This window comes from Lentzea sp. NPDC055074 (assembly GCF_053608005.1).
In genome coordinates, this window is record NZ_JBSGUQ010000007.1 from 145,146 (window position 1) to 172,095 (window position 26,950).

The window sequence follows — 26,950 nt, forward strand, 5'->3', positions numbered from 1 at the left end:
CGGGGGAGTGGCGGAGCAGGTCCGCGGGGGGGTGGGGCGGGCGGGGGGGGCGGGGCGGGGCCCCCCACCCGGCCGAGCCCGCACTCCTGGGAGGTTCGATGCGTGACCTGGCTCCGACCCTGCTCTCGTGGGACCGGTTCGCGGTCGCCTCGGTGGTGGCCGTGCGCGGCAGTGCGCCGCGCCCGGTCGGCGCCGCGATGGCCGTCGGCCCCTCCGGCGAGGTGATCGGCAGCGTGTCCGGCGGATGCGTGGAGGCCGAGGTCCACGACCTGGCCTGCCAGGTGCTCGCCTCCGGTGTCCCCGCGCTCGCGTCGTTCGGCTACTCCGACGACACGGCGTTCGCGGTCGGCCTCACCTGCGGCGGCTCACTGGACGTGCTGGTGCAGCGCGACTCCCCCTCGTTGCGCGCGGCTCTGGAGGCTTCCATTGCGGGACAACCGCTCTCGGTCCGCTTCGAGGCCGAGGGCCGGGTGTTCACCGAGTCGTGGATGCCACCGCCGCGCCTGCTCGTGTTCGGCGCCATCGACCACGCCGCCGCGGTCGCCGAGATCGGACGCTTCCTCGGCTATCACGTGACCGTGTGCGACGCACGCCCCGTGTTCGCCACTCCCGAACGTTTCCCCGCGGCCCACTCAGTCGTCGTCGACTGGCCGCACCGCTATCTCGCGTCGACCCACACCGACGCGTCCACGGCCGTCGTGGTGCTGACCCACGACCCGAAGTTCGACATCCCGGTCCTCACCGAAGCCCTGGCCCGCCCGCTGGCGTTCGTCGGCGCGCTGGGCTCCCGCCGCACGCATCGGGAACGACTGGAACGGCTGCGCGCCGAGGGCGTCCCGGAGGCCTCGCTGGCGAGACTCCACTCCCCCGTCGGCCTCGACCTGGGCGGCCGCAGCCCCGCCGAGACCGCGGTGTCGATCGCGGCCGAGCTCGTCGCCGTGCGGCACGGCGGCACCGGCCTCCCGCTGACCTCGCTGACCACCCCCATCCACCGAACCCTGGAGAGTCATGGCACTGATCTTCCTCAACGGCGGCGGCATGAAGGGCGGACCGCTGCACTCGCAGCTGCAGGGCACGCCGATGGTGTGCAAGGCGCGCAGTGCGGCCAGGTACCGGTACTTCTCGGTGCGGGGACAGTTCCCCGCGATGCACGAGTCGGGCTCGGCCTCGGTGGTCGGTGAGCTCTACGACCTGCCGCTGAAGGTCCTGCGCGACCACCTGGTCCCCGCCGAGCCGGCCGAGCTCGAGATCGGCGTCATCGAGCTGGAGGACGGCAGCGCGGCCCTCGCGACCGTCCTGCGCGACGCGATGGTCGACCCGTTGCTCCATTCAGGTGACATACGAGACATCTCGTATCTGGGGGACTGGCGGGAGTTCCTTCATCGCGAGGGGTGAGGGAAGTGGCATCGGGGGGTGCCACTGGCAAGGGGGAGTTGCCGCAGGCGGCGGGCCCGGTTCCGACCGGGCTCGCCGCAGGGGAAGCCTCAGCCTCGCGAAAGCGAGCCTCAGCGCCCGCTTCCCTTGAGCAGTCCGCGTTCGTACGCCACCGCCACGGCCGCCGCCCGGTCCGACACCCCGAGCTTCGCGTACACGTGCAGCAGGTGGGTCTTCACCGTCGCCTCGCTGATGAACAACGCCGCCGCCACCGCCCGGTTCGTCGTCCCCTTGGCCACCAGCGCCAGCACGTCGATCTCCCGCGCGGACAACGGTTCCAGCGCGGGCTCGCGCACCTGGCCGAGCAGCCTCGTGGCCACGGCGGGCGACAGCACCGCCTCACCCGAGTGCGCCGCGCGGATGGCGCGCTGCAGCTCGTCGCGCGGGGTGTCCTTCAGCAGGTAGCCGGTGGCGCCCGCCTTGATGGCCGGCAGCACGTCGCGGTCCGTGTCGTAGGTGGTGAGCACCAGGACGCGGCACGGGTGGTCGCGCAGCCGTTCGATCGCGGAGACGCCGTCCGAGCCCGGCATGCGCAGGTCCATCAGCACCACGTCCGGCGACACGGCGGTGACGACGGCGACCGCCTCGTCGCCCGACGCGGCCTCGCCGACCACCTCGAAGTCCTCGGTGGACAGCATGCCGCGCAGTCCGTCGCGGACCACCGGGTGGTCGTCGACGATCACCAGGCGGATCACGCGGGCACCCGCGCCGAGATCGCCGTGCCCGCGCCCGGCTCGGACTCCACGAACAGCGCGCCGGACAGCCGGTGCACGCGGTGGCGCATCGCGGGCAGGCCGAAGCCGTCGGACTGGACCGCGAGGTCGAAGCCCACGCCGTCGTCGCGCACGTCCAGGGTCACCACGTCCTCCATGTACGACAGGGTCAGGCCCACACGGGACGCGCAGGCGTGCTTCGCCACGTTCGCCAGGGCCTCCTGGGCGGTGCGCAGCAACGCGACCTCCACCTCCGGATGCATCTCGCGCACGGCTCCGGTCAGCGTCACCGAGATCGGCACGCCGTTGTGCTTCGACCAGCCCGACGCGACGTCGTCCAACGCCTCGTGCAGCGCCGCCGAGTCCAGAGCAGGCGGGCGCAGCGCGTGCACCGAGCGGCGCGCCTCGGCCAGGTTCGAGCGCGCCAGTTCCGCGGCCACCGCCACGCGGCGCTCCCAGTCGGTGCTCGTGGCCGCCGACAGCTGCGTGATGATGCCCGCCAGGCCCTGGGCCAGCGTGTCGTGGATCTCCCCGGCCATGCGGTGGCGTTCGTCCTGCACGCCCGCCTCGTGCGCCTGCACCAGCAGCTGGGCGTGCAGCCCCTCGTTCTCGTCGAGGAGTTCCTTGCGCAGCCTGGACTGTTCCGTCGTCACGTGGCCGACGTACGTGAACGTGCACGCCAGCACGACGAAGACGAGCATCAGCAACCAGAACGCCGCGGGCGCGTCGGTGGGGTAACCACCGAACAACGACAGCGTCGCCAGCCCGGCCGTCAGCCCCACGACGAGGAACATCCAACGCCCGCGCAGGAGTTCGCTCGCGTAGACGTAGACCGCGTAGGACACCGCGCCGAACCAGTGCTCCCGCATGCCGAGCACCGCGTAGAACACGACCATGCCGCCGACGAACACGGCCATGAGCTCCGGACGCCGGTGCCACGCGGGATGCAGCGTGAACCACCACAACATCCACACGAAGCCGAACGCCACGACGCCGTAGGTGAACCAGCGCTCCGCCGCGGACTGCGTGGTGAAGATCGAGTACAGCACCGTCGTCACGGTCAGCACGAAGTAAGGGATCACGCGGGCGATCGAGACGAGCCTGCGTTCCCACCGTCCCAGCGCGGCCATGTCCACAGAGTTACTCCCAGCGGAAAGTCTTGGCCGCGACGGTACCTGCCACGAGGCTCACCAGCCCCATGATCGCGAGATGCCTCCAGTCCGGCGCGGTACCGAGCCACGCCTGCTGCAACGCCTCCACACCGGGAGGCGTGTACGACCCGATCGCCTGGATCACCGAGGGCAGCATGAACCGCGGCAGGTACACGCCGCCGAAGAACATCAGCAGCATGAACACCACCGTCGCCACACCACCGGCCGCCCGCGCGTTCGGAGCCAGAGCGGCGATCACCAGGCCCAGCGCGAACGTCCCCGCGCCTCCCACCAGAACGGCACACGCCAGGCCGAACGGGTGGTGAGGCAGGTCGACGCCGAAAACGACGTACCCCGTGAGTATGAGCAGCAGCACCGACAAGATCACCGCGACGAAGTTGACCACCATCTGCCCGGCCAGCAGCCGCGCCGGGTGCATGGGCGTCGTCGACAAGCGTCGCAGCACGCCCTTCTCCCGGTAGGTCGCGACGACGGTGGGCAGGCGTTGCAAGCCGATGAACACCAACGTGAACACGAGCAGCGCCGAGATGTAGCTGTCGATGAACCGCTGGCCGCCGAAGTTCGCGTCCGGCGTCCGCAACGCCGGGATCGCGCCCAGCACCAGCAACAACAGGCTCGGGAACACGATCGCGAACAACGAGTTCAGCCGATCGCGGAGGAACAACCGCGCCTCGATCTCAATGATCTTCACCATCACGACCCCCGGTGAGCTCGACGTAGGCGTCGTCCAGGGAGACCTGGTCGACGCGGAGCTGACGTGCCACGACCTGTCTGCGTGCCAGCAGTGAAGTCACGGCGTGCAGCAGGTCCTCCGACCCGTTGACCACGAGCTGTTCCCCCACCGACGACACCGATGTGACCTCGGGCAGCGCCTCCAGCAACGACACGTCCAGCGCGACCGACGGCACGAACCGCACTCGCGTGGCACCGTCCACACGCGACACCAGCGCGGACGGCGTGTCCAGCGCGACGATGCGCCCGTCGCGGAACACCGCCACCCGGTCGCAGAGTCGTTCTGCCTCCTCCATGAAGTGCGTGACCAGCAGGATCGTCACGCCGGCCGCCCGCACCTCCTCGATCACCGACCACGTGTCCCGCCGCGCCTGCGGGTCGAGGCCCGTCGTCAGCTCGTCCAGGATCGCCACCCGCGGCGACCCGATCAGTGCCAGCGCGATCGACAACCTCTGCTTCAGCCCACCGGACAGCTTCCCGAACTCGGACTTCAGGTGCGGCACCAGTCCCAGCCGCTCCGACCAGTCGGCCGGGGACGGGTAGAACGACGAGAACAACGCGAGCGCCTCGCTGACCCGCATGCGCTCCGGCAGTTCCGACGCCTGCAGCTGCACCCCGATCGCCGCGCGCACGTCGGCGGGCCGCTGTCCCAGCACCGACACGCTCCCCCGGTCCGGTGTGCGCAGCCCCGACACGCACTCGACCGTCGTCGTCTTGCCCGCCCCGTTCGGCCCCAGGACCCCGAAGATCTCCCCCTCGGCGACCTCGAACGACACGGAGTCCACCGCCACGCGGGGCCCGTACCTCTTCCCGAGGTCGCTCACTTCGATGATTGCCATGCCCCAAGCCTGCGAGAACGCCGCCCGAAGATCATCGAACAACGAGCGCGACCCGGATCAACCGATCGGTTGATGTGACTAGTGGTGTGACTCGGAACGTCGGCGAGGTGATCCACGCTCAGCAGGGCACCTCGCGGCACCACCCCCACGCCCCCGTACAACCAGTACGAAGACGCGGGGGCGACACCACGATGTACCCCGTCTGACCGCGAATTCCCCCGGCAACGTTCCGAGCCACACCACTAGTCAGTCTCCAGAACGGCGGCCCGCAAGGCGGCGGCCAGCCGCGCGACGGGTTCGGGCATCGGCCCCGGCAGCCGCGCGAGCATGGTCCGTCGTTGCTCCGCGGGCCCGCCCCGCACCTGCATGATCCGCACCCCGGCGGGCACGACGGCGACCAGAGACGCCGAGATCGTGGTGATGCCGAGCCCCGCCGCGACCAGGTGCACCTTCGCCAGCCAGTCGCGTGCGGTGTGGGCGATCACGGGCCGTTCGTCCAGTCCCGGCCACACGCCCATCACCCACTGGTCGCCGGGGCCGGAGATCCACCGCTGGCCGCGCAGGTCGGCGACGTCGATGAAGTCGTTGCGCGCCAACGGGTGCGTAGACGGCACGGCGACGCGCAGACTGCGTTCGACGAGGGTGTCCACCTCCAGCGGCGGCGTTTCGTCGTCGGGCGCGCGGAACGGCGGTGCCGACGAGATCAGCGCGACGTCGACGGTGCCCGCCCGCAAGGCGCGCACCAACGCCGGCGTGCTCCCCTCCCGCGTCACCACGGTGATCGACGGGTGCGTGCGCGCCAGTGCCGTCAACGCGCGCGGGACCAGCCACGCCCCGGCCGTCGCGATCCAGCCGAGCCGGATGGTGCTCACGTCCTCCGGCAGCCCGGCGAGCTCACGGGCGCCCGCGTCGACCTGGTCCACCACGGCGGCGGCGCGGCGCAGCACGAGCCGTCCGGCCTGGGTGAGCCGCACTCCGTCGTGGCGGCGTTCCAGCAGGTCCGCACCCGCCGCACGTTCCAGAGCCGCGATCTGCCGCGACACCGCGGACTGCGTGTACCCCAGCGCGGTCGCCGCCGCGGTCAGCGTTCCGCGCTCGGCGACCTCGCGGAACACGCGCAGCGCGACCAGTGACGCATCGGTGAGAGCCATGACGTCAACGCATACCCCACTTGAGAATCTCTCGCTACCCGCATGCCTCCGGACGGCCTAGCGTGAAGGGGTGTTCAAGACTCAGTTCGGATTCAGCAGCACCGCCGCCGAGGTCGCGGAGGGCGTCGACCTGACCGGGAAGCGCGTCGTCGTGACCGGTGGGGCCTCGGGGATCGGCGTCGAGACCGCACGGGCGCTCGCGGGCAGGGGCGCCGAGGTCACTCTGGCCGTCCGCAACGTCGCCGCGGGAGAGAAGACCGCTCAGGACATCGGGGGCGACGTCCGCGTCGCGAAGCTCGACCTGACCGACCTCGCCTCGATCGACGCGTTCGTCCGCGACTGGGACGGCCCGCTGCACGTCCTGGTCGCCAACGCGGGCGTCATGGCCGTCCCCGAGAAGTACACCGAGCAGGGCTGGGAGTGGCAGTTCGCCACGAACCACCTCGGCCACTTCGCGCTCGCGACCGGCCTGCACCCGGCACTCGAGGCCGCCGGCAACGCGCGCATCGTCGTCGTCACCTCCACCGGCCACATGCTCTCGCCGGTCGTCTTCGACGACGTCAACTACGCGTTCCGCACCTACGACCCGTGGACCGCCTACGGCCAGAGCAAGACCGCCAACGTGCTGTTCGCGGTCGAGGCGACCCGCCGCTGGGCCGCGGACGGCATCACCGCGAACGCCGCCATGCCCGGTGCAATCTTCACGAACCTGTCGGCCCACCTCGGCATCACCGAGGCCGACGTCGACCTCTCCACGATCAAGACCCCGGAGCAGGGCGCGGCGACGTCCGTGCTGCTGGCCACCTCACCGTTGCTCGAGGGCGTCGGCGGCCGCTACTTCGACGACTGCAACGAGACGCCGACCGTCGACAGCCGGGACGAGGCCCCACCGCTGCACGGCGTCGCGCGCTACGCCGTCGACCCGGACAACGCGGCCCGCCTGTGGACGTACTCCGAGACCCTGCTCGCGAAGGCCTGACATGACGGTCGCACTGGTCACCGGCGCCACGCAGGGCCTCGGCCTCGCGCTGGCAGAAGGACTCGCCCAGCGGCTGGAGCCCACCGACACCGTCTACCTCACCGGCAGGAACATCGACAGGGTCACCCAGGCAGTGCGGTCGATGCCGGGCGGTGGCGCGAAGGTCCGCGGCGAGCTGCTGGACGTCGCGGACCAGAGCGCCGCCGCGAAAGTCGCAGCACAGCTCGAAGAACGGCACGGAGGTGTCGACGTCGTCTTCGGCAACGCCGTGATGCGCGTGGGCCCCGACGACGATCCGCGCGAGATCATCGACGACTACACGCAGGTCAACAACTTCGGCACGACCAGGCTGCTGAAGGCGTTCGCGCCACTGCTGAAGGACAACGGCAGGCTGATCGTCGTCGCGAGCTCGCTCGGCACCCTCCACCAGCTGGCACCGGTGCTGCACGGGCGGTTCACCAGACCGTCCACTGCGGATGAGCTGGACGAGCAGATCGCCCGCTGGCGCGACGAGGTGAAGAGCGGCAGGGCGAGGGCCGGGGCGTGGCCTGGGTTCGTGAACATCCCGTCCAAGATCGGCCAGGTCGCCGCCGTGCGCGTGCTCGCGGGCGAACGCCGGGAGACCGACCTGGCCAGAGGGATCCTGGTCGCCGCGGTGTGCCCAGGAATGATCAACACGCCGACTTCCGCGCTGTGGTGGGACGTCAGCACCGCCCCGACCGCGGACCAGGCGGCGCGGGCACTGCTGGACCTCGCCCTCCGCCCGCTCGATCCCGCCCAGTACGGCGAACTCGTCCGCCACGGCGAGGTCGTGCCGTTCAGCTGATGGGCTTGTCCAGCCCGTGCACCACCTGGTCGAGCAACGTCCGGATGACCGCCTCGTTGTGCTCGTTGCGGCCCGGCGTGATCATCCGCGACGTCGCCTCGACCATCGCGTGCACGAGCATCGCCCGCAACGGCGCCCGTTCCACTCCAGCGGTCTTGAAGACCCCGACCAGCGGCGCCAGCAACCGTTCGTGCTCGGCCCGGATCTGCTCGCGCGACGAGTCCGGCAGCGTGTGCGCGGACAACGCCACCACCGCGCCGTGGCTGCCGTCGGTGATGATCGCGAGCTCGGTGCGCAGGTACGCCTCGATCTTCGCCGGCACGGACGACGCGCTGTTGACCGCGTCCTCCAGCTTGTCCGCCCACTCCGGCAGCGCGTCGGACACGATCGCGGCGACCAGTTCCTCGCGCGAGCGGAAGTACTCGTAGAGGCTCGGCCGCGACAGCCCGACCCGTCTGGCGAGCGACGCGAGCGTCAGCGCCTCCGCTCCCTCGGTCGCCACGATGTCGCGCCCGGCGTCCAGCAGGGCGCGCAACCGGTTGGCGCGATGCTCCGCGACGGTGTCTGCGCTGATCCTCGGCACATCGGGATCGTATCGCGCTTGATTTCCCGACGGGGAGTTGGAATAGTTCCCGACAGAGCGTCGGGATCAGGGGAGGCCAGCATGTTCATCGCGACCAACCGGATGTTCGTGAACGCGGACATGTCCGAGGAGTTCGAGCGGTACTTCCGCGGCAACATGCGCACCCACCTGCCCGGAGTCCCCGGCCTGCTGCGCAGCACGCTGCTCAAGCCGACCCAGGACGACCAGCCGTACGTCTCGGTCAACGAGTTCGAGTCCGAAGAGGCCTTCCGCGCGTGGGTCGCCTCCGACGCGTTCCGCGAGGCGCACAAGGGCCACCGCACGATCGCACGCCTGGTCACGGGCAACGAGCCGGAGCGGTTCACGCACGCCGAGGACATGGTTCTCCCGCGCCAGCGCACCGAGTAGGCGATACTCCCCCGCGTGGGGGACGTCCGCTTCCTGGTGCTCGGCCCGCTCGCGGTCGAGGTGAGCGGGCAGCCGATCGTGCTGCCCGCGGGCCGCGGACGAGACCTGCTGGCGCTCCTCGTCGCCCGCGCGAACGAGGTCGTCCCACTGCACGAACTCGGCGATACCCAGGCCCTGCGCACCGCCATCAGCAGACTCCGGCGGGCACTGGGCGAGGCGGACTTCATCCGCACCTACGAGACCGGGTACCTCGCCCACGTCACCGACTCGGACCTGATCGACTTCCGCGCACTGCGCGACCAGGGCAGGCACGCCGAAGCGCTCACGCTGTGGCGCGGCGACCCGTTCGAGGGCATCGACGCGGTCAGCACGACCGCCCGGGAACTGACCCGCGAACGCGAGGCCTCCGAGGCGCTCGTCCCGGTGCCGTGCCAGGTCCCCGCACCACCCGCCCAGTTCGCCGGCCGTGACCGCGAACTGGCCGCGCTGCGCCGTTCCGGCCCGGTGACCCTGCTCAGCGGTGTGGGCGGCACCGGCAAGACCACCCTCGCGCTGCAGTGGGCGAACGAGGCCGACTTCCCCGCGGGCAAGCTGCACGTGAACCTGCGCGGCTTCGACCCCACAGCACCCGCACGCGCCGAGGACGCCATCCGCGGCTTCCTCGGCGCTCTGGGCGTCCCGCCGGACAACCTGCCGTCAGGTACAGAAGAACAAGCACAGCTCTACCGGACGTTGTTGCGCGGCAAGGACATGCTGCTCCTGCTCGACAACGCCCGCGACGCCGACCACGTGCGTCCGCTGCTGCCGGACGACCCCGCCTGCCGTGTGGTGATCACCAGCCGCAACCGGATGGACGACCTCGACGGCACCACCAGGGTGCGGATCGACGTGCTGAGCCACGCGGAGGCCCAGGAGGTCCTGTCCCAGCGGATCGGCACCCGCGCCACCGCCGAACCCCAGGCCCTGTCGAGACTCGCCGCGTTGTGCGGCGGACTCCCGCTCGCCCTCGCGATCGTGGCCGCCCGTGCCGACCCGCAGCACTCGCTGACCGCGCTCGCCGACGACTTCGCGGACGACGACGTGCTCGACTTCCTCGACACGGGCGAGGAGACGACCAGCGTCCGGTCCGTCTTCGACTGGTCCTACCACCGCCTTTCCCCTGCGGCACAACGCCTCTTCCGCCTGCTGGGCGTGCATCCGGGCCCGGACGTGTCCGCCGCCGCTGCCCGCAGCCTCGCGGCGGGCGCTCCCCCGCTCGCCGAGCTCGCCGCCGCCAACCTCGTCACCGAGACCAGGCCGGGCCGCTTCGAGCTCCACGACCTCGTCCGCGCTCATGCCCGCGCCCTGGCGAGCGACGCGGAGAGCGCCGAGGGACTGCGCCGCCTGCTCGACCACTACCTGCACAGCGCGGTCACCGCGGCCTGGGAGCTGCACCAGTTCCTGTCCGATGTGGACACCGGCGCACCCGCCCCGGGAGTCGTGCCCGAGACCACGTCCGGCCACGACGAGGCGCGGCTGTGGCTCGAGGCGGAGCTCGAAGTCCTGATCGCGTCGTGCGAACTCGCCCTCGCGAGCGGCGCCGACCGGCACGCGTGGCAGCTCACCTGGGCCATCCGCAACTACATGGACACCGTCGGCCGCTGGCACCAGTCGGCCGGCCTGCTGCACGACGCCCTGGCCGCCGCACGCCGCCTCGACGACGAACGCGCCGAAGCGTTGTTGCACCAACTGCTGGCCCACACCGAACTCCGGCTCGGTGACGTCACCGGCGCCGAGTCCCGTCTCGCCGAAGCACTGCGCCTCAACGAACGCACGGGCAACATCGACGGTCAGATCCGCGTGCACCGCCACCTCGCGTCCTGCAAGGAGACGTCGGGGGACATCGCCGGCGCCCTGCGGCACGCGCGGCGTGCGGCCGGGCTGAGCGAGCGGGTCGGCGACGTCTCCGGCCTCGCGGGCTCGATGAACCAGGCGGGCTGGTACCTGGGCCTGCTCGGCGACCGCGCGCAAGCACTTGAGCACTGCCGGGCCGCGCTGGTGCTGCACCGGCGGTGCGGCGACCGGCTCGGCGAGGCGAGCACTCTCGACAGCATCGCCTACACCCTGCACCACGACGGCGACTTCGCCGGCGCGATCACGCACTACCGGCAGTCGCTGGAGGCGTTCGCCGCCATCGGCGAGCACTTCGAGGTGGCCACGACCCTGGTGAACCTCGGCGACACCCACGCCGCGACCGGCGACCACGACGAGGCCCGCCGCGTCTGGCAGGAGGCCGTCGAGATCTACGACAGCCTGGGCCACGCTGACGCCGCGAAGGCCCGCGCCCGGCTCACAGCTCCGTCAGCAGCTTCCTCATCCGCTTGATCTCGTCGTCCTGGGTCGCCACCACGTCGTCGGCCATCTCCTCGACCTGGACGTTGGCACCGGCCCCGCGCACGTCCGTCGCCATCTTGATCGCACCTTCGTGGTGCTTGATCATCAGCTCCAGGAACATCCGGTCGAAGGCCTTGCCGCGCGCGGCGCCCAGTGCGGTCAGCTGGTCCTGCGTCGCCATGCCGGGCATCGACGAGTGGTCGCCGTGCGTGCCGATGGCGTTGAACGTCCGCTGCCACTGCTTCATGGCGCCGATCTCGGGCTCCTGGCTGAACCGGATGCGGTCGGCCAGGCCCTTCACCGTCTCGTTCTCCGCACGGTCGGGGGCGAACCGAGTCATCGCGAGCGCCTGCTCGTGGTGGGCGATCATCATCGCCACGTACTCGCGGTCGGCGTCGTTCGGCGGTGACTGGGTCACCCCGGTCACGTCGGAGAGCGCGACCGTCGGCGCGGAGCCGCCGGGAGTGTCCGGCGCGATGATCGGCGGGGTGGCGGGCTCCGACGTGCAGCCCGCCAGCAACGCGATCGCCGCCACGATGACCAAGACCCCAGAACGCATGCTTCGGACAATACAGTTCACGAGGCCGCGATCACTGGCCTCGTCGGGTGGCATACTGCCGGTCACGCGGAGGAACCGGACAATCACTCCAAGTCGTCTGTCCTGTTCCCCGTGTGTGGACAAAGAGCGCAGAACCCTCCGAAAGAAGCTGGCCCTTAGCAAGGCGAAAGGGTCATACTCCCCCTCACCAACCCGTAATGAGGGGGTAAAGCAGTGACTTCACGCGCAACGGCCTGGCGGCGCAGAGCGCCGTTGGCGGTTCTGGGGGCGCTCGCGCTGACGCTGTCGACGGTGACCGCGCCCGCGAACGCCGAGCCCGATCTGCCTGCCGACGGCAAGGGTCTGAGCGAGGCTCAGCTCGAGTCGCGGGCGGACGGGAGCACCGCCCTTCCGGGCGTCGACGAGATCAGTCGCAGCCGCAACATGGTCCCGGTCGCCCACCTGGACAAGCAGGCTCCGCTCAGCTCGACGCAGACCGACATCGCGTTCCAGGACAACTACGCGTTCGTCGGCAACTACGACGGCTTCGTCATCTACGACGTCCGCAACCCGAAGAAGCCGACGATCAAGAGCCAGGTCCTGTGCCCCGGCTCGCAGAACGACATCTCGGTGTACGGGAACCTGCTGTTCCTGTCGACCGACTCGTCGCGCAGCGACAACTCGTGCAGCAGCGTCTCCCAGCCCGCGACGATCAAGGAGTCGTGGGAGGGCATCAAGGTCTTCGACATCAGTGACAAGGCGGCTCCCCGCTACGTCGCCGCCGTCGAGACCGCCTGCGGCTCGCACACCCACACGATGGTGCCGAGCAAGAACAAGAAGGACGTGTACCTCTACGTCTCTTCCTACTCGCCGAACGCCACGTTCCCGGACTGCCAGCCGCCGCACGACAAGATCTCCATCGTCAAGGTCCCGGTGAAGAACCCGGCCTCTGCCTCGCTGCTCAAGGCACCGGTCCTCTTCCCGGACGGCGGCAACGTGGGCGTCCCCGGCACCATCGAGACCGGCTACACGTCGGCCACGAGCGGTTGCCACGACATCACCGTCTACCCGCAGCTCGACCTCGCGGCCGGCGCGTGCATGGGTGACGGCGTCCTCTGGGACATCTCGAACCGCGAGAACCTGGTCGAGATCAACCGGGTCCAGGACGACAAGCACTTCGCGTTCTGGCACTCCGCCACGTTCAACAACAGCGGCACCAAGGTCGTCTTCACCGACGAGCTCGGTGGCGGTGGCGCGGCGACGTGCAACGAGAAGATCGGCCCGAACCGCGGCGCCAACGGCATCTACGACATCGTGGGCAAGGGCAAGGACCGCAAGCTGGTCTTCAAGTCCTACTACAAGATCCCGCGCATGCAGACCGACTCGGAGAACTGCGTCGCGCACAACGGTTCGCTGATCCCGGTGCCCGGCAAGGACATCATGGTGCAGTCCTGGTACCAGGGCGGCATCTCGGTGTGGGACTTCACGAACTCGTCCAAGCCGCGTGAGATCGGCTTCTTCGAGCGCGGCCCGATGCCGAACAACCAGGGCGGCGGCACCTGGTCGACCTACTGGTACAACGGCTACATCTACTCCTCGGAGATGGGCCGCGGCTTCGACGTGATCGACATGCGCGACCCGCGCACGTTCATCGCGAAGCTGTTCCGCACGGACGAGCTGAACGTGCAGACCCAGGGGAACTTCTACCGCGGGTAGAAAGCTCCCTCACTGATCAGCGCGGCTGCCGGCGTTCGGCAGCCGCGCTGACTGCTGTCAGGACCAGGGTCACCGCGACACCACCGAAGACCGCCCACACCGGGTTGCCGACGTCCATCGCCCACGCGGCGACCACGGCCGTGAGCCCGTAGCCCGCGCCCGTCACCGCGTACATCATCGAGAACCCGGCCGCGTGCGCGCCGACCGGAAGCCGTTCGCGCAAGGCCAGACTGCGCGTGACCAGCACCCCGGACTGGAACAGCCCGGCCGCGAGCAACGCGCCCGCGATGCCCGGCAGGTTGGGGAACAACGCCAGCGCGCCGACACACGTCGCCGTGACGACGAGCAGCACCAGACCCTGCGTTCGCAACGATCCCGGCCACGGCCGCAGCCCGTACAGCACCGCACCCAGCGCGCTGCACGCCGCGAACCCCATGAGCAGCGGCCCGATCCAGCCGATGGAGATCCCCCGGTGCTCCAGCAACGCGGGCAGCACCAGCTCGGCGACCGCGAGCTGCGCCAGCGCCGCCGCGCTCACCAGGTAGATCGGCCACGCCGACGCCACCACGTGCGGCTTCGCCGTGCCCGACCGCGACGTCACGTGTCCGCGCGGCAGGATGAACACGAGCCACGCCGCCACGACGACCAGCGACACCGACACCACGACGGGCGCCCGGTGGTCGACGCTCAGCGCCAGCACCGTGACGAGCGCGGGCGCCACCGCCCACACCACCTGCGTGATCATGGCGTCGAAGCCCATCGCCTTGGGCACCAACGCGTCCGGCACCAGCCCGAGCAACATCGCCCGCAACCCGCCCGGTGTCGTCGAGGGCCCGGCACCCGCGACGAACGCCGCGATCGCCAGCACCGTCACGTTCTGCGTCAGCGCCAGCGTGGTGAACGCGGCCGCGCCGACGACCAGCCCGATCGACAGCTGCCCGCGCATCCGCGACGGGTCGAGGAACAACCCGAGCAGCGCGGCACCGAGCACCTCGCCGAGCACGTAGACGGCGACCAGCGAGGCGGCCAGCACGTACCCGCCGGGCAGCCCTCTCGTCAGGAACACCATCATCAGAGGCGTCATCGACATCGGCAGCTTCGCGGCGACCGTCACCACGGCGCACGCCAGCACGTCCCGGTTCGCGAGGTCGCGGTACCCGGCAGCGGAGATCGTCATCTACTCGCCCAGCTCCTGGAACAACGTCAGCTGCAACCCTGCAGGCGCTTTCAACCGCGCGTTCAGCGAGTTCCACGGCGTCCGCGTCGGTTCCGCGATCACCTCGGCCCCGGCGGCTTCGAGCCGGCGGGTCGTCCCCTCGGAGTCCGTCACCTCGAACGCCACCCGGACGTGCCCCGCGACGCGCTCGCCGACCTCGACGGCGTCGATGAACTCGGCGTGCGGCGGGTCGGCGATCTCCAGCGTCGCCCGCCCGGCCTCGAGGATCGTGACCCTCCCGCCGTCGGACGCGAACGCCGCCCGTTGCTCGAGACCCAGCACGTCTCGATAGAAACGCAGGGCCTCGTCGTAGTCGGCCGCGGTGACGACTAGGCGGAGTTCACGGACACCGGTCATGGCGACGATCATCGCACCACCGGTGTCAGAAGGACGAGAAGACGCGAAAGTGCCTCACACCTCGACGCGCTGAGCCCCGAGCGAGAGCCTGGTCGCGACGCAGAGCACCAGCGCGATCCCCGCGGTCACGTGGATCGGCGCCGGCCCGAACGTCGCCGCCAGCACCGCCACCGCCCCGATCGGCAGCAGGTACTTGCGCACCCCGGCCTGCCCGGGACAGTCCTGCACGTACCAGACGCAGAGGAAGAACACCGCCAGCGGCACCGTCGTGAACGCGGCGACCGTCGTCCCCGGCGCGTGCGAGATGTGCAGGTCGTAGTCCACCGACGCGGCGAGCCCGGCACCGAGCGCCGCGATCGACCCGAGGATGAAGAGATGCGCGTACCCCCACAGGAACGCCTTCCTGAGGTTGTGCAGGTGCGACGGCGCCTCGAAGTAGATCCACCACACCGAGAACACGATGACCAGCGAGGCCGCGGCGAGCGAGATCAGGTTGACGCCGGTGTCGAAGCCCTTCTGGAACGCGAGCGTGGCCGCCAGGATCGACTCGCCGAGCACGATCAGCGTGAACAGCCCGTGCCGTTCGGCGATGTGGTGCGGGTGCCACGTCGTCGCGCCCGTCCGCTCGGCCCAGGCGGGGATCAGCAGCTCGGCGATCATGCCGAGCACCCAGAGCCCGAGCGCGAGGCCCGGCGGCACGAAGAGCCACAGCACCCACAGCACCTGCATGGCCGCGATGCCGCCCGCGTACCGGTGCGCGCACGCCTTGTGCTCCGGGTTGTCCCGCGCGGCGCGCAGCCAGTGCGTGACCATCGCGAGCCTGATGACCACGTAACCGCCGACGACGATCCGGTAGTCCTGGCGCTCGAAGACGGCGGGGATGCCGGCCGCGATCACGAGGACACCGGCGATCTGGACCATCGTGATGATCCGGTACAGCGTGTCGTCGTTGTCGAACGCGCTGGAGAACCAGGTGAAGTTCAGCCAGGGCAGCCACAGCGCGAAGAACGCCATGCAGAACGCCAGCAGGCCGGCCCCGGCGTGGTTCTCGGAGACGGCGTGGTGCAGCGAGGCGGCGGCCTGGGCGACCGCCACCACGAAGCTCAGGTCGAACAGCAGCTCCAACGGCGTCGCGACCCGGTGGGCCTCCGCCGTGTCGCGCGCGAGGAGCTTCCTGATCATCCCGGCACCACCATGATCCTTGATTCGCTGAGGTCGAGCGCGACCCGCGTGCCCGGCTGGTACGCGGCGGCGGTGTTGGAGGGCTGGTCGATGCGCAGCACCTGCTCCCCCACCCTCACCGAGATCCGCGTGACCGGCCCGAGGAACGACTGGGTCAGCACGTCGCCCACGATCTTGCCACCGGCGTCGCCGTCGTGCGCGGAAACGCCGATGTCCTCCGGGCGCACGATCAGCCGGACGTCGCTTCCGGACGGCTGGTCGTGCGACACCGGCAGCGTCACGCCGTTCACGACGACGGTCTGGCCCTCGGCCTTGCCCTCCACCGAGTTCGTGACGCCGACGAACTGCGCCACGAACGCCGTCTTCGGCTCGCGGTACACGACGGACGGGGTGTCGAGCTGCTCCAGCCGGCCGTGCGACATCACGCCGACGCGGTCGGAGACGGCGAGCGCCTCCTCCTGGTCGTGCGTGACGAACAGCGTCGTCATGCCGAGCTCCGTCTGGATGCGACGGATCTCGTCCCGCAGCGACACGCGGACCTTGGCGTCCAACGCGGACAGCGGCTCGTCCAGCAGCAGCACGCGCGGCTGGATCGCGAGAGCGCGCGCCAACGCGATGCGCTGCTGCTGACCACCCGACATCTGGTGCGGGTACCGGCCGCCCAGGTGCGCGAGACCGACCAGCTCCAACAGCTCGCCGGCCTTCTTGGCGTCCGCCTTGCGCATCTTCAGGCCGAACGCGACGTTCTGCGCCGCGGTCATGTTCGGGAAGAGGCTGTAGGCCTGGAAGACCATGCCCATGTCCCGCTTGTTCGCGGGGACCTTCGTGATGTCCTTGCCGCCCACGGTGACGGTGCCCGAGTCGGACGTCTCGAAGCCCGCGACGATGCGCAGCGCCGTCGTCTTGCCGCAGCCCGACGGGCCGAGCAGCGACACCAGTTCGCCCTCGGCCAGCTCCAGGTCGAGACCGTCGAGCGCGGTGTTGTCGCCGAACGTCTTGCGCAGTCCCTTGAGTACCAGGTGACTCATCTTCACTCCTCGACCACGGTCTGACGGCGCCGCTGGCCGACATAAGAAAGTGCGAACAGAAGGACGAACGCGAAGATCAGGCACAGCAACGAGACCGCGATGGACACACCCGCGTTCCGCTTGCCCAGGAGGTTCACCTGCACCTGCAACGTGTCGAAGTTGAGCAACGACGCGATGGTGAACTCGCCGAGCACCAAGGCCACCGACAGCAGCGACGCACCGATGAGCGCGACGCGGATGTTCGGCACGACGACCTTCCACAGCACCGTGAACCACGACGCGCCGAGGCTGCGCGCGGCTTCGGCCAGCGTCTTCAGGTCGATCGCGGAGAGTCCGGCGTCGACCGCGCGGTAGGCGAACGGCAGCACCAGGATCGTGTACGCGAACGTCAGCGTCAGCGGTGAGTCGCCGAGGAAGTAGTTCACCCACGCGTAGAGCGGCGCCATGCCGACCACGAGCACGATCGCGGGGATCGCCAGAGGCAGCAGGCACAGGAACTCGACGAGCCGTTGCAGCTGCGGGAGCCGGAGCCGGATCCACGCCATCGTCGGCACGAGCAGCACCAGCATCAGCACCGCACTCGTGACGGACAACAGCAGCGAGTTGACGAGAGCCTCCATCAGCCCTTCGTCGTCGACGATGGACGTCCACGACTCCAGGCTGCGCGTGCCCTCCCTGCCACGCGTGGAGAACTCGGCCATCGCGATCAGCGGCAGGACGAAGTAGACGCCGAGGACGAGCAGGACGACGGTGCGCAGGACGCGCTGCTTCACTAGCGAACCCACTTGGCCACCCTCTTCTGCAGCAGCACGTTCACGCCCATGGCGATGCTGACCACGATCACCATGCCGAGGCCGAGCGCCTTGCCGAGGTTCTCCTGTCCCAGCACGACCTCGCCGGTGAGGAACCCGCGGATCTGCAGCGGCACGATCGGGCTGCCCTGCGAGACGAGGGCCGCGGCCGTGGCGTACGCGCTGAAGGCGTTGGCGAACAGCAGCAGCAGCGCACCGAGGAACGGCGGTGTCAGGATCGGCCCGCCGACGTGCCGCCAGTACGTCCAGCTCGTGCCGCCGAGACTCGCGTTCGCCTCGCGCCACTGCGGCCGCAGACCGTCGAGTGCGGGCAGGAACACGATGACCATCAGCGGGATCTGGAAGAACGTGTAGACGAGCGTCAGCCCGGGCAGCTCGAACAGCCACGCGCTGCCCGCGAACAGGTCGATGCCAACGTTGTCACGCAGGAACTTCGTGACGAGACCCTCGAAGCCGACCGTCGCGAGGAACGCGAACGCCAGCGGCACGCCACCGAACTGGGCGAGCACACCGCTACCCGCGACGACGATCCGGCGCAGCATCCCGTCGGGGTTGCCGACCGCGATCGCCCACGTGAGCAGCGCGCCGAAGATCGCGCCGATGACCGCCGTGAGCGCGGAGAGCTCGATGCTGCGCACGAACGCGTCGAAGACGACGCCCGTGAACAGGGTCGTGAGGTTGTCGAGCGTGAACGCGCCGTTCGAGTCCTGGAAGGCGCCGAACAGCACGAGCACCGTGGGGTAGACGAGGAAGGTGCCGACGAACGCCAGGAACGGCACCGCGACGAGCCAAGCGGCCACAGATGGCCGACCGGCGGCCCCACCCTTCTTGGAGGTGGAGCCGCCGGGCTTTGCCGCCGCTACGGGAGCGACAGAGGTCATCCGATGGCCTGCGCCCAGGTCGCGGTCAGGACGGCCTTGGCCTTGTCGGCCTGGGCCTGCGTCTGGAACACCTGCTTGCCGTCGGTCTTCGGCAGCTTCTCCTTCGCCGCCTTGTCCGCCTTGTCGCCCATCTTGTCCAGGCGCACCGGGCGGGACATGCCCTTGAGGTAGAGGTTCTGGCCCTCGTCGGAGTAGAGGAACTCCTGCCACAGGCGCGCGGCCGCGGGGTGCGGCGCGTCCTTGCTGATGGCCTGGTTGTAGTAGCCGCCGATCTGGGCCTCGGCCGGGACGACGACCTTCCAGTCGAGCTTGCCCTTGAGCTTGTCGGTCTGGGCGGCGTTCGTGTAGTCCCAGTCGATGACGACGGGCGTCTGACCGGACTCGATCGTCGCGGGCGACGGGTCGACCGGCTGGAAGTTGCCGGCCTGCTTGAGCTGCTTGAAGAACTCGACACCGGGGGCGATGTCGTCGGCGGAGCCACCGTTGCCCAGCGCCGCCATCACGACACCGGAGAACGCGGCACCGGCCTGCGTCGGGTCGCCGTTGAGCGCGACCTTGCCCTTGTACTCGGGCTTGAGCAGGTCCTTCACGCTCGTCGGCGCCGGCACCTTCGCGGCGTCGTAGCCGATCGACATGAAGCCGCCGTAGTCGCCGTAGTACGCGCCGTCCGCGTCCTTGAGCTCCGCGGCGATGTCGTCCCAGGTGCTGACCTTGTAGGGCGCGAACAGGTCCTTGTTGGCCAGCGCCACGTTGAGCCCGAGGTCGAACACGTCGGGCGCGCGGTCGTTGCCCTTGAGCTGCTTGGCGGCGTTGATCTCCTCCTGGCTGCTCGCGTCGGGCTGCGCGGAGTCGACCTTGATGCCGTACTTGGCCTCGAAGGCCTTGATGATCTCACCGTAGTTGGCCCAGTCCGGGGGCAGCGCGATGACGTTGAGCTTGCCCTCCTTCTTGGCTGCCTCGACCAGCTTCTCCATGCCGCCGAGCTCGCTCGCGGACTTCGCGGTCCCGGCTGCACCGGCAGGCGTCTCCTTGGCGGGCGGGGCGCCACATGCGGCCACCGCCAGCACCAACGCGCCGACGCCAATCAACTTCGTCGTGACGTTCCCTCGCTTCAGCACGAGCGGAGGATTGGCTCGGGATGCTTTCGTTGTCAAGCCAGCCGCGCCGGTTGAGACCTTCTCGACTCCAACCGTGAATTCTCGGCGGCCTACGGGTTGCCGCTGAATGCTTTCCGAGCTTCGGCGAGGTGCTGTGCCGAGATCCCGGTACCGGGGTCGACGTGGATGAGCGCCGTGGTCAGCCGCCGTCGCTTGTGGACGAACTCCTCGCGGCGCGACGCGTGCAGCCCGAAGTCGTCGTCGAACCAGACGAGGGGCCGTTCATAGGCGTAGCGCGCCACCGCCGGGTACTTCCACCCGGTCTCGTCGTGGAACTCGATCACCTTGAGCGGCGGGAGGCCCAGACGTGGTCCGATCTCGGTGTTCGCCCGGTGCAGCCACGTCGTGGCCCACGCGAGTTCGGCGCCCGTGTCCTCCGCCAGCTGTCTCAACTGGCTGCCGTGATCGGGGTCGAGCCAGACCCTCAGTCTGCGGCGCCAGCCGGTCTTGATCTCGAACAGCCGGTAGTTGTCCGGCTTGGGGTTCGCCGCGTACGGGTGCAGCGGGCCGTCGACGTCGAGCAGGATCAGCGGTCTCATCCCGTCCAGCATGCCCGTCCGCTGGTCGAATTCGCGCGGCCCTGTTCGTATGGGGGGCATGTTCACCGAAGAAGAGATCACCTACCTGCGCGAACAACCCCTCGCCCGCCTCGCCACCGTCAACGAGGACGGCCAGCCGGACGTGGTCCCGGTCGCGTTCGAGTACGACGGCACGCACCTCTGGGTCGGCGGTGCGGGTGACCAGGTCAGGAACACCCGCAAGTTCCGCAACATCACCGCCGGCCGCCGCCAGGTGTCGCTCGTGGTCGACGACCTGGTCTCGATGAGCCCCTTCGTCGCGAGGGCGATCCGGGTCTACGGCGTCGCCGACGACCCGGCCGACCGCGTCGGCATGATCGGTCCCGGCGTCTACAGCCGGATCACGCCGACGCGGGTCTGGGCGTGGAACATGGCGGGCGAACCGGTGGGCGAGAGCTGGTACGAGCCCCGCCGCTCATGACGCCCGGCGCGCCGAGCACACCGCCGCGCTCCCCCACCGCGCCCCGTAGAGCAGCCCGGGCAGCAGCCGCCGGAACCGCAGGTGGATCTCCCCTGCCCGGTCCACGGTCTGCTGCATCCCGGCCGGCTCGGCGTCGGACCGCTGCACCAGCACCCCGTCGAACGCCCGCACCAACCGCTTGCGGTCGTGTTCGAACCGCACGCGCAGGTCGAACAGCTCGCACGGCCGTTCGGGCACGTGCAGCACGCACGGGTGCATGGCATCGCGGTGCGACATGCGGTAGCGGATGGCGAAGTCGTGCGTCTCGCCGCGCCCCAGCGGTTCGGCCGGGACCAGCGTGAAGCCGGGACGGCCGCCGTCGCCACGTTCCTGCAGGGTGCCGCCGTAGAGCAGGTGCACGTCCACGTCGCGCCGCCGCACCGGGAAGACCGGGGCGAAGTCCAGCGAGTCGACGCCGTCCTGGTCGACGACGACCTGGTAGCGCTCCAGCACCTCCGGCTGGCCCTGGTCGAGCACCACGGCGACGCTGAGCTCCGCGGTGTGCCAGCCGCCGTCCGCGCGCGGGGACGTCGTGGCGGCCAGCTCGGCCAGCTGCTCCACGGCCTCGTCCACCCGCCGGCGCACGGTGCGGGAGTCGCGGTCGATCCGCGCGGCCACCCAGGTGACGCGCTCCTGGTAGAGCGGCTGCCGGACGTCGGCGATCAGCCCGAACGCGGCACGTGCCGCGAGCTGCAGGTCCTCCGGGAGCTGCTCGACCAGCTCGGTCAGCCGCGTGACGAGCTTCTGCTTCGCCGCGACCGACCCGTCCGAGCTGGTGATCCCGCAGGCGGCGGCCAGCGAGGGGCCCACCCTGTCCGCGATCCGGCCGGCGTGCACGCCCCGTCCCTTGCGGAGTGTCTTCAGCTCCCGGACCAGGTTCGTCATCATCTCCCGATCTCCCTCCCGTGGTCTCCGACGTGCGGCGGAGGCAGGTTGCGGTGCGCGTGTGGACGAGAAGTGGACACGCCGTGGATTCCTCACAGGTGCTCCGCTCGCAGGACCGTCCGCGCGACCGAAGAGGCCAGCGCGTTGCCCAGGCGGACGCCGTCGCGACCGAGGAAGACGCGCGAGGTGCCGATGCGGCCGAGCGTCGGCTGGTCGACCGCGCCGAGCCCGAAGGCGATCATCTCCGGGCACGACGCGGTGGCCGTCAGCCGTGCCAGTGCGGCGGGCCAGGCCGGGTCGGTCGGCCTGCCGTCGGAGACGAAGAACAACATCGGGCGGCGCACCCGGAACCGTTGTTCCTTGAGGGTGCGCACGTCGCGTTCGATGACGGTGCGCACGAGGGTGAACGCGGACCCGAAGTCGGATCCCGATTCCTGGCGAGGGCGAATCATTTCCGCCGGATCGAGCGCGGGCAGCAAAGGCCGCACGACCAGCGGGCTTTCCGCGAAAGCGACCACGCACAGCCGAATCTGCGCGGCCGCACGCCGATCCGCGTGCACCACCCCGCGGAACTCGCGCATTCCGGCGTTGACCTCGTCGATGTGGTCGCTCATCGAGAACGACACGTCGCACACCAAGTAGCACGGCAACACATCGGGCACCATGACGTGCACCGTTACCGGATCGCGTTGATCAAACGTGGACAAAAAGATGATTCCCTGACACGCGGAAGGGACCTTGCGCGACATTCCCCCCAGACGGAAGCTTCAGACCAGGAGGCGGCGTGGAATTTCGGATGCTGGGTCCACTGGACGCGTGGCACGACCACGCCGCCATACCGTTGGGGGACCAGCAACAACGCTTCATCCTCGTCGTGCTCCTGCTGAACGCGAACAAACCCGTGTCACCCGAACGGATCACCGAGGTCGTGTGGCCGGACAACCCGGAACGCCGCACCCTGGTGCGCGGGTACATCAACAAACTGCGCAAGGCGTTCGACGGCACCGACGTGGAGATCGAGCGAACGGCCACCGGGTACCTGCTGCGCGTCGCCGACGACCAGATCGACTCGCTGCGCTTCGACCGGTTGCGCGCCGAGGCCGCCCAAACCCTCCAGGACAACGACCAACGACGCGCCGTCGCACTGCTGCGCGAGGCGGTGGCGCTGTGGCGCGGCGACTTCCTGGAGGACATCAACATCGACCGCATCGGCGGCACCGAGGTGATCCCGCCGGACGAGGCGTACCTCGACGCGCTCGGCGACCTCGCCGAACTGGAGCTCCTGACCGGCGACCACCGCTCGGCCCGGGACAGGATGCGCCGCGCGACCCGCCTCGAGCCCGCCCACCAGAAGTACGCGGAACTGCTGATGCGCGCGCTGATCGCGGGTGGCGACCGGGTCGGGGCGATCAAGGCCTTCGACGCCGCGTCCGACGCGCTCGCCGACCTGGGCCTCGAACCCGGAACCGTGCTGCGCAACCTCGCCGAACGCGCCCGCCGCGGCGAACCGGCCAGCTCGCTGCCGACCCGCCCAGGCGGCTTCACCGGCCGGTCCGAAGAACTCCGCACGATCGAGACCGCCGCCGCGGGATCGAACGAACGCCGCGCGGTGTGGATCAGCGGCACCCCCGGCGTCGGCAAGACCGGCCTCGCCGTCGAGGCCGCACACCTCCTGCGCCACCGCTTCCCCGACGGCCAGCTCCTCGTCGGGCTCAACGGGTTCACGCCGAACGTGGCCCCGATGTCCGTGTCGGAGGCGTTGACGCAGCTCCTGACCGAGCTGGGCATCCCGCCCGAGCAGATCCCGGACACCGAGGGCCGCAAGGCGACGCTCTACCAGACCCAGCTCTACGGCACGAAAACGCTCGTGGTCCTGGACAACGCTGTCTCACCCGAACAGATCAGGCCGTTGCTGCCCGAGGCACGAGACTGCTTCGCGATCGTCACCAGCCGCAGGATGGGCGAGCCCGACATCAGCGAACACGTCCGCCTCTCCCCGATGCCACACCCCGACGCGGAGGCGCTGTTCCGGAACTTGGCCGGGTCGCGGGTGCGCGGCAGGCAGACGGACGTGGCCGGGCTGGTGAAGCGGTGCGGCCACCTGCCGATGTCGATCACGATCGCGGCGGCGCTGTTCCGCAAGCACGACAGGTGGTCGCTCGACGACCTGCTCGGCCGGATGGACGACAGCGGGTCGTGGCAGGAGGGCTTCGCCGCCGTCCACGCCTCCTACCGCGAGCTCGACGACCGGCAGCAGCAGGTCTTCCGGCTGTTCGGACACCTTCCCGGCCCCGACGTCGACGTCGTCGGCGCGGCCGCCCTCGCCGGCCTCGACATCGCCGGCACCCGCAAGCTGCTCTACGACCTGCACGAGGTCTGCCTGCTGGAGGAGGTCGCCCCGGACCGCTACCAGATGCTCGACTCCGTCAAGGAGTTCGCCGCCCAGGAGGAGGTACCTGCCGAGGCCTTGGTGCGCCTGCTGGACTTCTACCTCGTCACGCTGGCCGACGCCGTGAGCGTCGCCTACCCGTTCGACCGCCTCGCGCTGCCTTCCACGGAACGCGAGAGCCCGCACAGCATCAGGTTCTCGTCCGAGAGCGACGCGCTGACGTGGATCACCGCCGAGCGCGACAACCTGATGGCCGCGATCCGGCGTTCGGGCTCGGACCACGCCTGGCGGCTGGCGGCGCTGATCTGGCGGCAGTTCCTCACGCTGAACCTGTTCGAAGACTGGATCAAGGCCGTCGAACACGTGCGCACGGAGGACGACTACAGCCAAGCCCATGTGCTGCAACGCCTTTCCACCGCGAGTGACAGGTCCGGCCGGCACGCCGAAGCGCTGGAGCTGGCCGAGCAGGCGCTGGAGCGCTGGACCCGGCTCGGCGATGTGGCGGGTGAGGCGGTGACGTTGGGCGCGCTCGGCGTGTCGTCACTCCAACTCGGCTTGCACGACCGGGCGATGAAGCACTTCGAGGCCGCACAGGCGAAGTGCGAGCAGTGCGGCGACCGACGCGGCCGCGGGCACGCGTTGAGCATGCTCGGCTTCCTCAACGAACAGCACCGCCGCTACGACATCGCGTTGACGCAGCACCAGAAAGCCGCCGAGGTCTTCCGGGAGATCGAGTTCAAGCTCGGACTCGCGCACGCGCTCAACAACATCGGCGCGATCCGGCAGCACCTCGGCGATCTCGACGAGGCCATCCCGATCCACCTGGAGGCGCACGACATCGCCGACGAGATCGGCGACGCGAGCACAGCCTCGTTCGCCCTGACCAACATCGCCGACGCCCACCGGCTCTCGAACAGGCTCACAGAAGCGTTGCACCACCACGGCCTGGCCTTCAAGGCCGCGGCAGGACTGCACGACCCGGACTTGAAAGCACGGCTCTACCGCGACCACGCCGCCACCGTCCGGGACGGCGGCGACCTGCTCGGCGCGTTGCTCCTCTTCCAGAAGTCACTGGACGAGGCCACCGGCACGGGCAACCGCACCAACCAGGCGCACGGCGAGATCGGTGTCGCCCGGATGCTGCACGAACTGAACCGGCACGACGAGGCGGTCCCGCACTGGAACGCCGCCGGGGCGTTGTTCCGCGAGCTCGAACAACCCGAGGCCGAGGAGGTGCGAGCTCAGCGGGCGGCGTTCACGTGCGCGTGCGGTCAGCGGTGAGTGAGCAGGCGCTTGAGGTCCGGGTAGACCTCCTGGACGGCGCCGTGGTTGTGCCACCGCCCCAGGGTCCTCGCGAGCTGCCGCAGGTCGGTCCGCACCGTCGCGGAGTCGACCTGCGCCGCGTCGTCCAGCGCGGAGGCGAGCGTCCGGCAGCTCTCGTCCACCTCACCTGACAGCGCGTACGCGAGTGCCCGGCGCGTCCCGAACCTGGCCCTGGAACGGCGGGACGTGGCGGGGATCAGCGCGAGCTGGCGGTCCAGCACGGTCGCCGCCTCCTCGTTCAGCCCGAGGTCGGACAGCGACCAGCCCCTGGCCAGCTCGAGCGGGTCGGGCGCGCTGGAACCGAGCGCCGGATAGGGGGTGTCCGGGTCGACGGTCTGCATCAGGTGCGCGGCCCGGTCGAACGCGCTCTCCGTGCCGTAGCGGTCGCCGGCGAGCGCATGTCCTTGTGCCTCACGGCGTGCGGCCAGAGCGAGCACCCTCGACCCGGCGCTGCCGATCCACTGCGCCTGCTGGGCGAGGCTGATCGTGGTGGCCGCGTCCTGCCGGTAGAGCGCGAGCCCTGCCTCCCGGACGAACGCGTAGGCGGCGATGTCGGGATCGCCCGCCGCGCGGGAGAGTTCGGACGCGTGCCTCGTCCACCACAGCGCGTTCGGCTCGTCCCCGGCCTCCTGGCACATCCAGCCGGTGTACTCGGCGATGCGCGCGGCGAGCCGCAGCAACCGCGTGCCGACCGGCCCGGTGTTCTCGCGGGCCATCCCGTGCACCGTGTGCTGCAAGGCTTTCAAGGGCTCGACGAGAACGAGCGGGCTGGCCCGCAGCCCGAGGCCCTGCAGCGTCTCGAACGACGTGCGCATCCCGGCGAGCACCATCTCGTCCGGAACCGACCGCGCCCCGCCGCCTCCGAGCGGCGCGACCCCGAGCACGGTGCCCGCGCCGAGCATCGTCCCGGCGACCAGCACCTGCCTCCGTCCGCTGGAGGCCGGGCGCGTGGCCGCCTCGACCAGCAGACCGCCGACGTCGAGCACGCCGTCGCACAGCCTCGCGACCGTCGGGGTGGGCGGTTTGAGGTCGTTCTCGATCTTGCTGAGATAGCCCTTGCTGTAGTGGATCAGCTTCGCCAGCTGCCCCATCGACATTCCTGCGGCGATGCGATGCCGGCGCAACAGCTCACCAAAAGTCGCGGCCACGATTACCTCCCCTTCCGGCGTGTTCCGAGTACATCATCCGAACGTGTGCGAGGCAATCGCCCCGGCCTCA

27 protein-coding genes are annotated in these 26,950 nt (G+C 70.0%); 9 read left to right on the forward strand and 18 right to left on the reverse strand.

Going from position 1 to position 26,950, the window contains the following annotated elements; translation table 11 throughout:
• Nucleotides 1–98 precede the first annotated feature (98 nt).
• Nucleotides 99–1,181: an XdhC family protein gene (locus ACWF7A_RS18590; protein ID WP_452251678.1), complete on the forward strand. Its 1,083-nt coding sequence runs from the start codon at nucleotides 99–101 to the stop codon at nucleotides 1,179–1,181.
• Nucleotides 1,066–1,395, forward strand: a complete 330-nt coding sequence (locus tag ACWF7A_RS18595) for an allophanate hydrolase-related protein (RefSeq protein ID WP_452251871.1) — start codon at nucleotides 1,066–1,068, stop codon at nucleotides 1,393–1,395. Before ACWF7A_RS18590 ends, ACWF7A_RS18595 begins: the two co-directional genes overlap by 116 nt.
• Before the next feature lie 110 nt (nucleotides 1,396–1,505).
• On the opposite strand, the gene ACWF7A_RS18600 is transcribed toward ACWF7A_RS18595, so the two are convergent.
• From ACWF7A_RS18600 to ACWF7A_RS18620, 5 genes are all read right to left on the reverse strand, one after another.
• Nucleotides 1,506–2,129 carry a response regulator gene (locus ACWF7A_RS18600; protein ID WP_452251679.1) on the reverse strand — a complete coding sequence of 208 codons (624 nt, stop codon included), beginning with the start codon at nucleotides 2,127–2,129 and terminating at the stop codon, nucleotides 1,506–1,508.
• A complete protein-coding gene (locus tag ACWF7A_RS18605) occupies nucleotides 2,126–3,277 on the reverse strand; it encodes a sensor histidine kinase (protein WP_452251680.1) in 1,152 nt (383 codons plus the stop codon). The genes ACWF7A_RS18600 and ACWF7A_RS18605 overlap by 4 nt, the downstream gene beginning before the upstream one ends.
• Before the next feature lie 10 nt (nucleotides 3,278–3,287).
• Nucleotides 3,288–4,013 carry an ABC transporter permease gene (locus tag ACWF7A_RS18610; protein WP_452251681.1) on the reverse strand — a complete coding sequence of 242 codons (726 nt, stop codon included), beginning with the start codon at nucleotides 4,011–4,013 and terminating at the stop codon, nucleotides 3,288–3,290.
• Entirely contained in the window at nucleotides 3,997–4,890 is an 894-nt protein-coding gene (locus tag ACWF7A_RS18615; RefSeq protein ID WP_452251682.1) for an ABC transporter ATP-binding protein, read from the reverse strand. The genes ACWF7A_RS18610 and ACWF7A_RS18615 overlap by 17 nt, the downstream gene beginning before the upstream one ends.
• Nucleotides 4,891–5,132: 242 nt before the next feature.
• Nucleotides 5,133–6,041 carry a LysR family transcriptional regulator gene (locus ACWF7A_RS18620; protein ID WP_452251683.1) on the reverse strand — a complete coding sequence of 303 codons (909 nt, stop codon included), beginning with the start codon at nucleotides 6,039–6,041 and terminating at the stop codon, nucleotides 5,133–5,135.
• A 70-nt stretch (nucleotides 6,042–6,111) separates the two neighbouring features.
• On the opposite strand from ACWF7A_RS18620, the gene ACWF7A_RS18625 reads away from it, so the two are divergent.
• Complete coding sequence (locus ACWF7A_RS18625; RefSeq protein ID WP_452251684.1) at nucleotides 6,112–7,020, forward strand: SDR family NAD(P)-dependent oxidoreductase; 909 nt, start codon at nucleotides 6,112–6,114, stop codon at nucleotides 7,018–7,020.
• Nucleotide 7,021: 1 nt separating this feature from the next.
• The gene (locus ACWF7A_RS18630; RefSeq protein WP_452251685.1) at nucleotides 7,022–7,846 is read left to right on the forward strand and encodes an SDR family NAD(P)-dependent oxidoreductase; all 825 of its coding nucleotides are present in this window, start codon (nucleotides 7,022–7,024) and stop codon (nucleotides 7,844–7,846) included.
• Here the strand turns inward: ACWF7A_RS18630 and ACWF7A_RS18635 are convergent.
• Nucleotides 7,839–8,429: a TetR/AcrR family transcriptional regulator gene (locus ACWF7A_RS18635; RefSeq protein ID WP_452251686.1), complete on the reverse strand. Its 591-nt coding sequence runs from the start codon at nucleotides 8,427–8,429 to the stop codon at nucleotides 7,839–7,841. The genes ACWF7A_RS18630 and ACWF7A_RS18635 overlap by 8 nt on opposite strands.
• An 81-nt stretch (nucleotides 8,430–8,510) precedes the next feature.
• Here ACWF7A_RS18635 and ACWF7A_RS18640 point away from each other — a divergent pair, with 81 nt between their 5' ends.
• Both ACWF7A_RS18640 and ACWF7A_RS18645 read left to right on the forward strand, forming a co-directional pair.
• On the forward strand, nucleotides 8,511–8,837 hold the full coding sequence (locus tag ACWF7A_RS18640; protein ID WP_030477998.1) for an antibiotic biosynthesis monooxygenase family protein: 327 nt from the start codon (nucleotides 8,511–8,513) through the stop codon (nucleotides 8,835–8,837).
• A 15-nt stretch (nucleotides 8,838–8,852) separates the two neighbouring features.
• On the forward strand, nucleotides 8,853–11,201 hold the full coding sequence (locus ACWF7A_RS18645) for an ATP-binding protein (RefSeq protein ID WP_452251687.1): 2,349 nt from the start codon (nucleotides 8,853–8,855) through the stop codon (nucleotides 11,199–11,201).
• Here the strand turns inward: ACWF7A_RS18645 and ACWF7A_RS18650 are convergent.
• A complete protein-coding gene (locus ACWF7A_RS18650) occupies nucleotides 11,167–11,769 on the reverse strand; it encodes a DUF305 domain-containing protein (protein ID WP_452251688.1) in 603 nt (200 codons plus the stop codon). The genes ACWF7A_RS18645 and ACWF7A_RS18650 overlap by 35 nt on opposite strands.
• Before the next feature lie 213 nt (nucleotides 11,770–11,982).
• On the opposite strand from ACWF7A_RS18650, the gene ACWF7A_RS18655 reads away from it, so the two are divergent.
• Nucleotides 11,983–13,464 (forward strand): LVIVD repeat-containing protein, encoded by a 1,482-nt coding sequence (locus ACWF7A_RS18655; protein ID WP_452251689.1) that lies wholly within the window; start codon nucleotides 11,983–11,985, stop codon nucleotides 13,462–13,464.
• 16 nt (nucleotides 13,465–13,480) lie between these two features.
• Here the strand turns inward: ACWF7A_RS18655 and ACWF7A_RS18660 are convergent, their stop codons facing one another.
• The 8 genes from ACWF7A_RS18660 to ACWF7A_RS18695 all read right to left on the reverse strand — a co-directional run bounded on the left by ACWF7A_RS18660 (nucleotide 13,481) and on the right by ACWF7A_RS18695 (nucleotide 20,636).
• The gene (locus tag ACWF7A_RS18660) at nucleotides 13,481–14,641 is read right to left on the reverse strand and encodes an MFS transporter (protein WP_452251690.1); all 1,161 of its coding nucleotides are present in this window, start codon (nucleotides 14,639–14,641) and stop codon (nucleotides 13,481–13,483) included.
• The gene (locus ACWF7A_RS18665) at nucleotides 14,642–15,037 is read right to left on the reverse strand and encodes a VOC family protein (protein WP_452251691.1); all 396 of its coding nucleotides are present in this window, start codon (nucleotides 15,035–15,037) and stop codon (nucleotides 14,642–14,644) included.
• 54 nt (nucleotides 15,038–15,091) lie between these two features.
• Entirely contained in the window at nucleotides 15,092–16,219 is a 1,128-nt protein-coding gene (locus ACWF7A_RS18670; RefSeq protein ID WP_452251692.1) for a low temperature requirement protein A, read from the reverse strand.
• Nucleotides 16,216–17,247 (reverse strand): ABC transporter ATP-binding protein, encoded by a 1,032-nt coding sequence (locus tag ACWF7A_RS18675; RefSeq protein WP_452251693.1) that lies wholly within the window; start codon nucleotides 17,245–17,247, stop codon nucleotides 16,216–16,218. Before ACWF7A_RS18675 ends, ACWF7A_RS18670 begins: the two co-directional genes overlap by 4 nt.
• A gap of 2 nt (nucleotides 17,248–17,249) precedes the next feature.
• On the reverse strand, nucleotides 17,250–18,032 hold the full coding sequence (locus ACWF7A_RS18680; protein ID WP_452251694.1) for an ABC transporter permease: 783 nt from the start codon (nucleotides 18,030–18,032) through the stop codon (nucleotides 17,250–17,252).
• On the reverse strand, nucleotides 18,020–18,859 hold the full coding sequence (locus ACWF7A_RS18685; protein WP_452251695.1) for an ABC transporter permease: 840 nt from the start codon (nucleotides 18,857–18,859) through the stop codon (nucleotides 18,020–18,022). Before ACWF7A_RS18685 ends, ACWF7A_RS18680 begins: the two co-directional genes overlap by 13 nt.
• A gap of 77 nt (nucleotides 18,860–18,936) precedes the next feature.
• A complete protein-coding gene (locus ACWF7A_RS18690) occupies nucleotides 18,937–20,058 on the reverse strand; it encodes an ABC transporter substrate-binding protein (RefSeq protein ID WP_452251696.1) in 1,122 nt (373 codons plus the stop codon).
• 89 nt (nucleotides 20,059–20,147) lie between these two features.
• On the reverse strand, nucleotides 20,148–20,636 hold the full coding sequence (locus ACWF7A_RS18695) for an HAD domain-containing protein (RefSeq protein WP_452251697.1): 489 nt from the start codon (nucleotides 20,634–20,636) through the stop codon (nucleotides 20,148–20,150).
• A gap of 58 nt (nucleotides 20,637–20,694) precedes the next feature.
• On the opposite strand from ACWF7A_RS18695, the gene ACWF7A_RS18700 reads away from it, so the two are divergent.
• A complete protein-coding gene (locus tag ACWF7A_RS18700; protein ID WP_452251698.1) occupies nucleotides 20,695–21,096 on the forward strand; it encodes a PPOX class F420-dependent oxidoreductase in 402 nt (133 codons plus the stop codon).
• Here the strand turns inward: ACWF7A_RS18700 and ACWF7A_RS18705 are convergent.
• Nucleotides 21,091–22,020 carry a hypothetical protein gene (locus tag ACWF7A_RS18705; protein WP_452251699.1) on the reverse strand — a complete coding sequence of 310 codons (930 nt, stop codon included), beginning with the start codon at nucleotides 22,018–22,020 and terminating at the stop codon, nucleotides 21,091–21,093. The genes ACWF7A_RS18700 and ACWF7A_RS18705 overlap by 6 nt on opposite strands.
• A gap of 92 nt (nucleotides 22,021–22,112) precedes the next feature.
• On the reverse strand, nucleotides 22,113–22,685 hold the full coding sequence (locus tag ACWF7A_RS18710; RefSeq protein ID WP_452251700.1) for a vWA domain-containing protein: 573 nt from the start codon (nucleotides 22,683–22,685) through the stop codon (nucleotides 22,113–22,115).
• A gap of 131 nt (nucleotides 22,686–22,816) precedes the next feature.
• On the opposite strand from ACWF7A_RS18710, the gene ACWF7A_RS18715 reads away from it, so the two are divergent.
• Nucleotides 22,817–25,690, forward strand: a complete 2,874-nt coding sequence (locus ACWF7A_RS18715) for a tetratricopeptide repeat protein (RefSeq protein ID WP_452251701.1) — start codon at nucleotides 22,817–22,819, stop codon at nucleotides 25,688–25,690.
• Here the strand turns inward: ACWF7A_RS18715 and ACWF7A_RS18720 are convergent.
• On the reverse strand, nucleotides 25,681–26,880 hold the full coding sequence (locus ACWF7A_RS18720) for a helix-turn-helix domain-containing protein (RefSeq protein ID WP_452251702.1): 1,200 nt from the start codon (nucleotides 26,878–26,880) through the stop codon (nucleotides 25,681–25,683). The genes ACWF7A_RS18715 and ACWF7A_RS18720 overlap by 10 nt on opposite strands.
• Nucleotides 26,881–26,950: the final 70 nt, after the last annotated feature.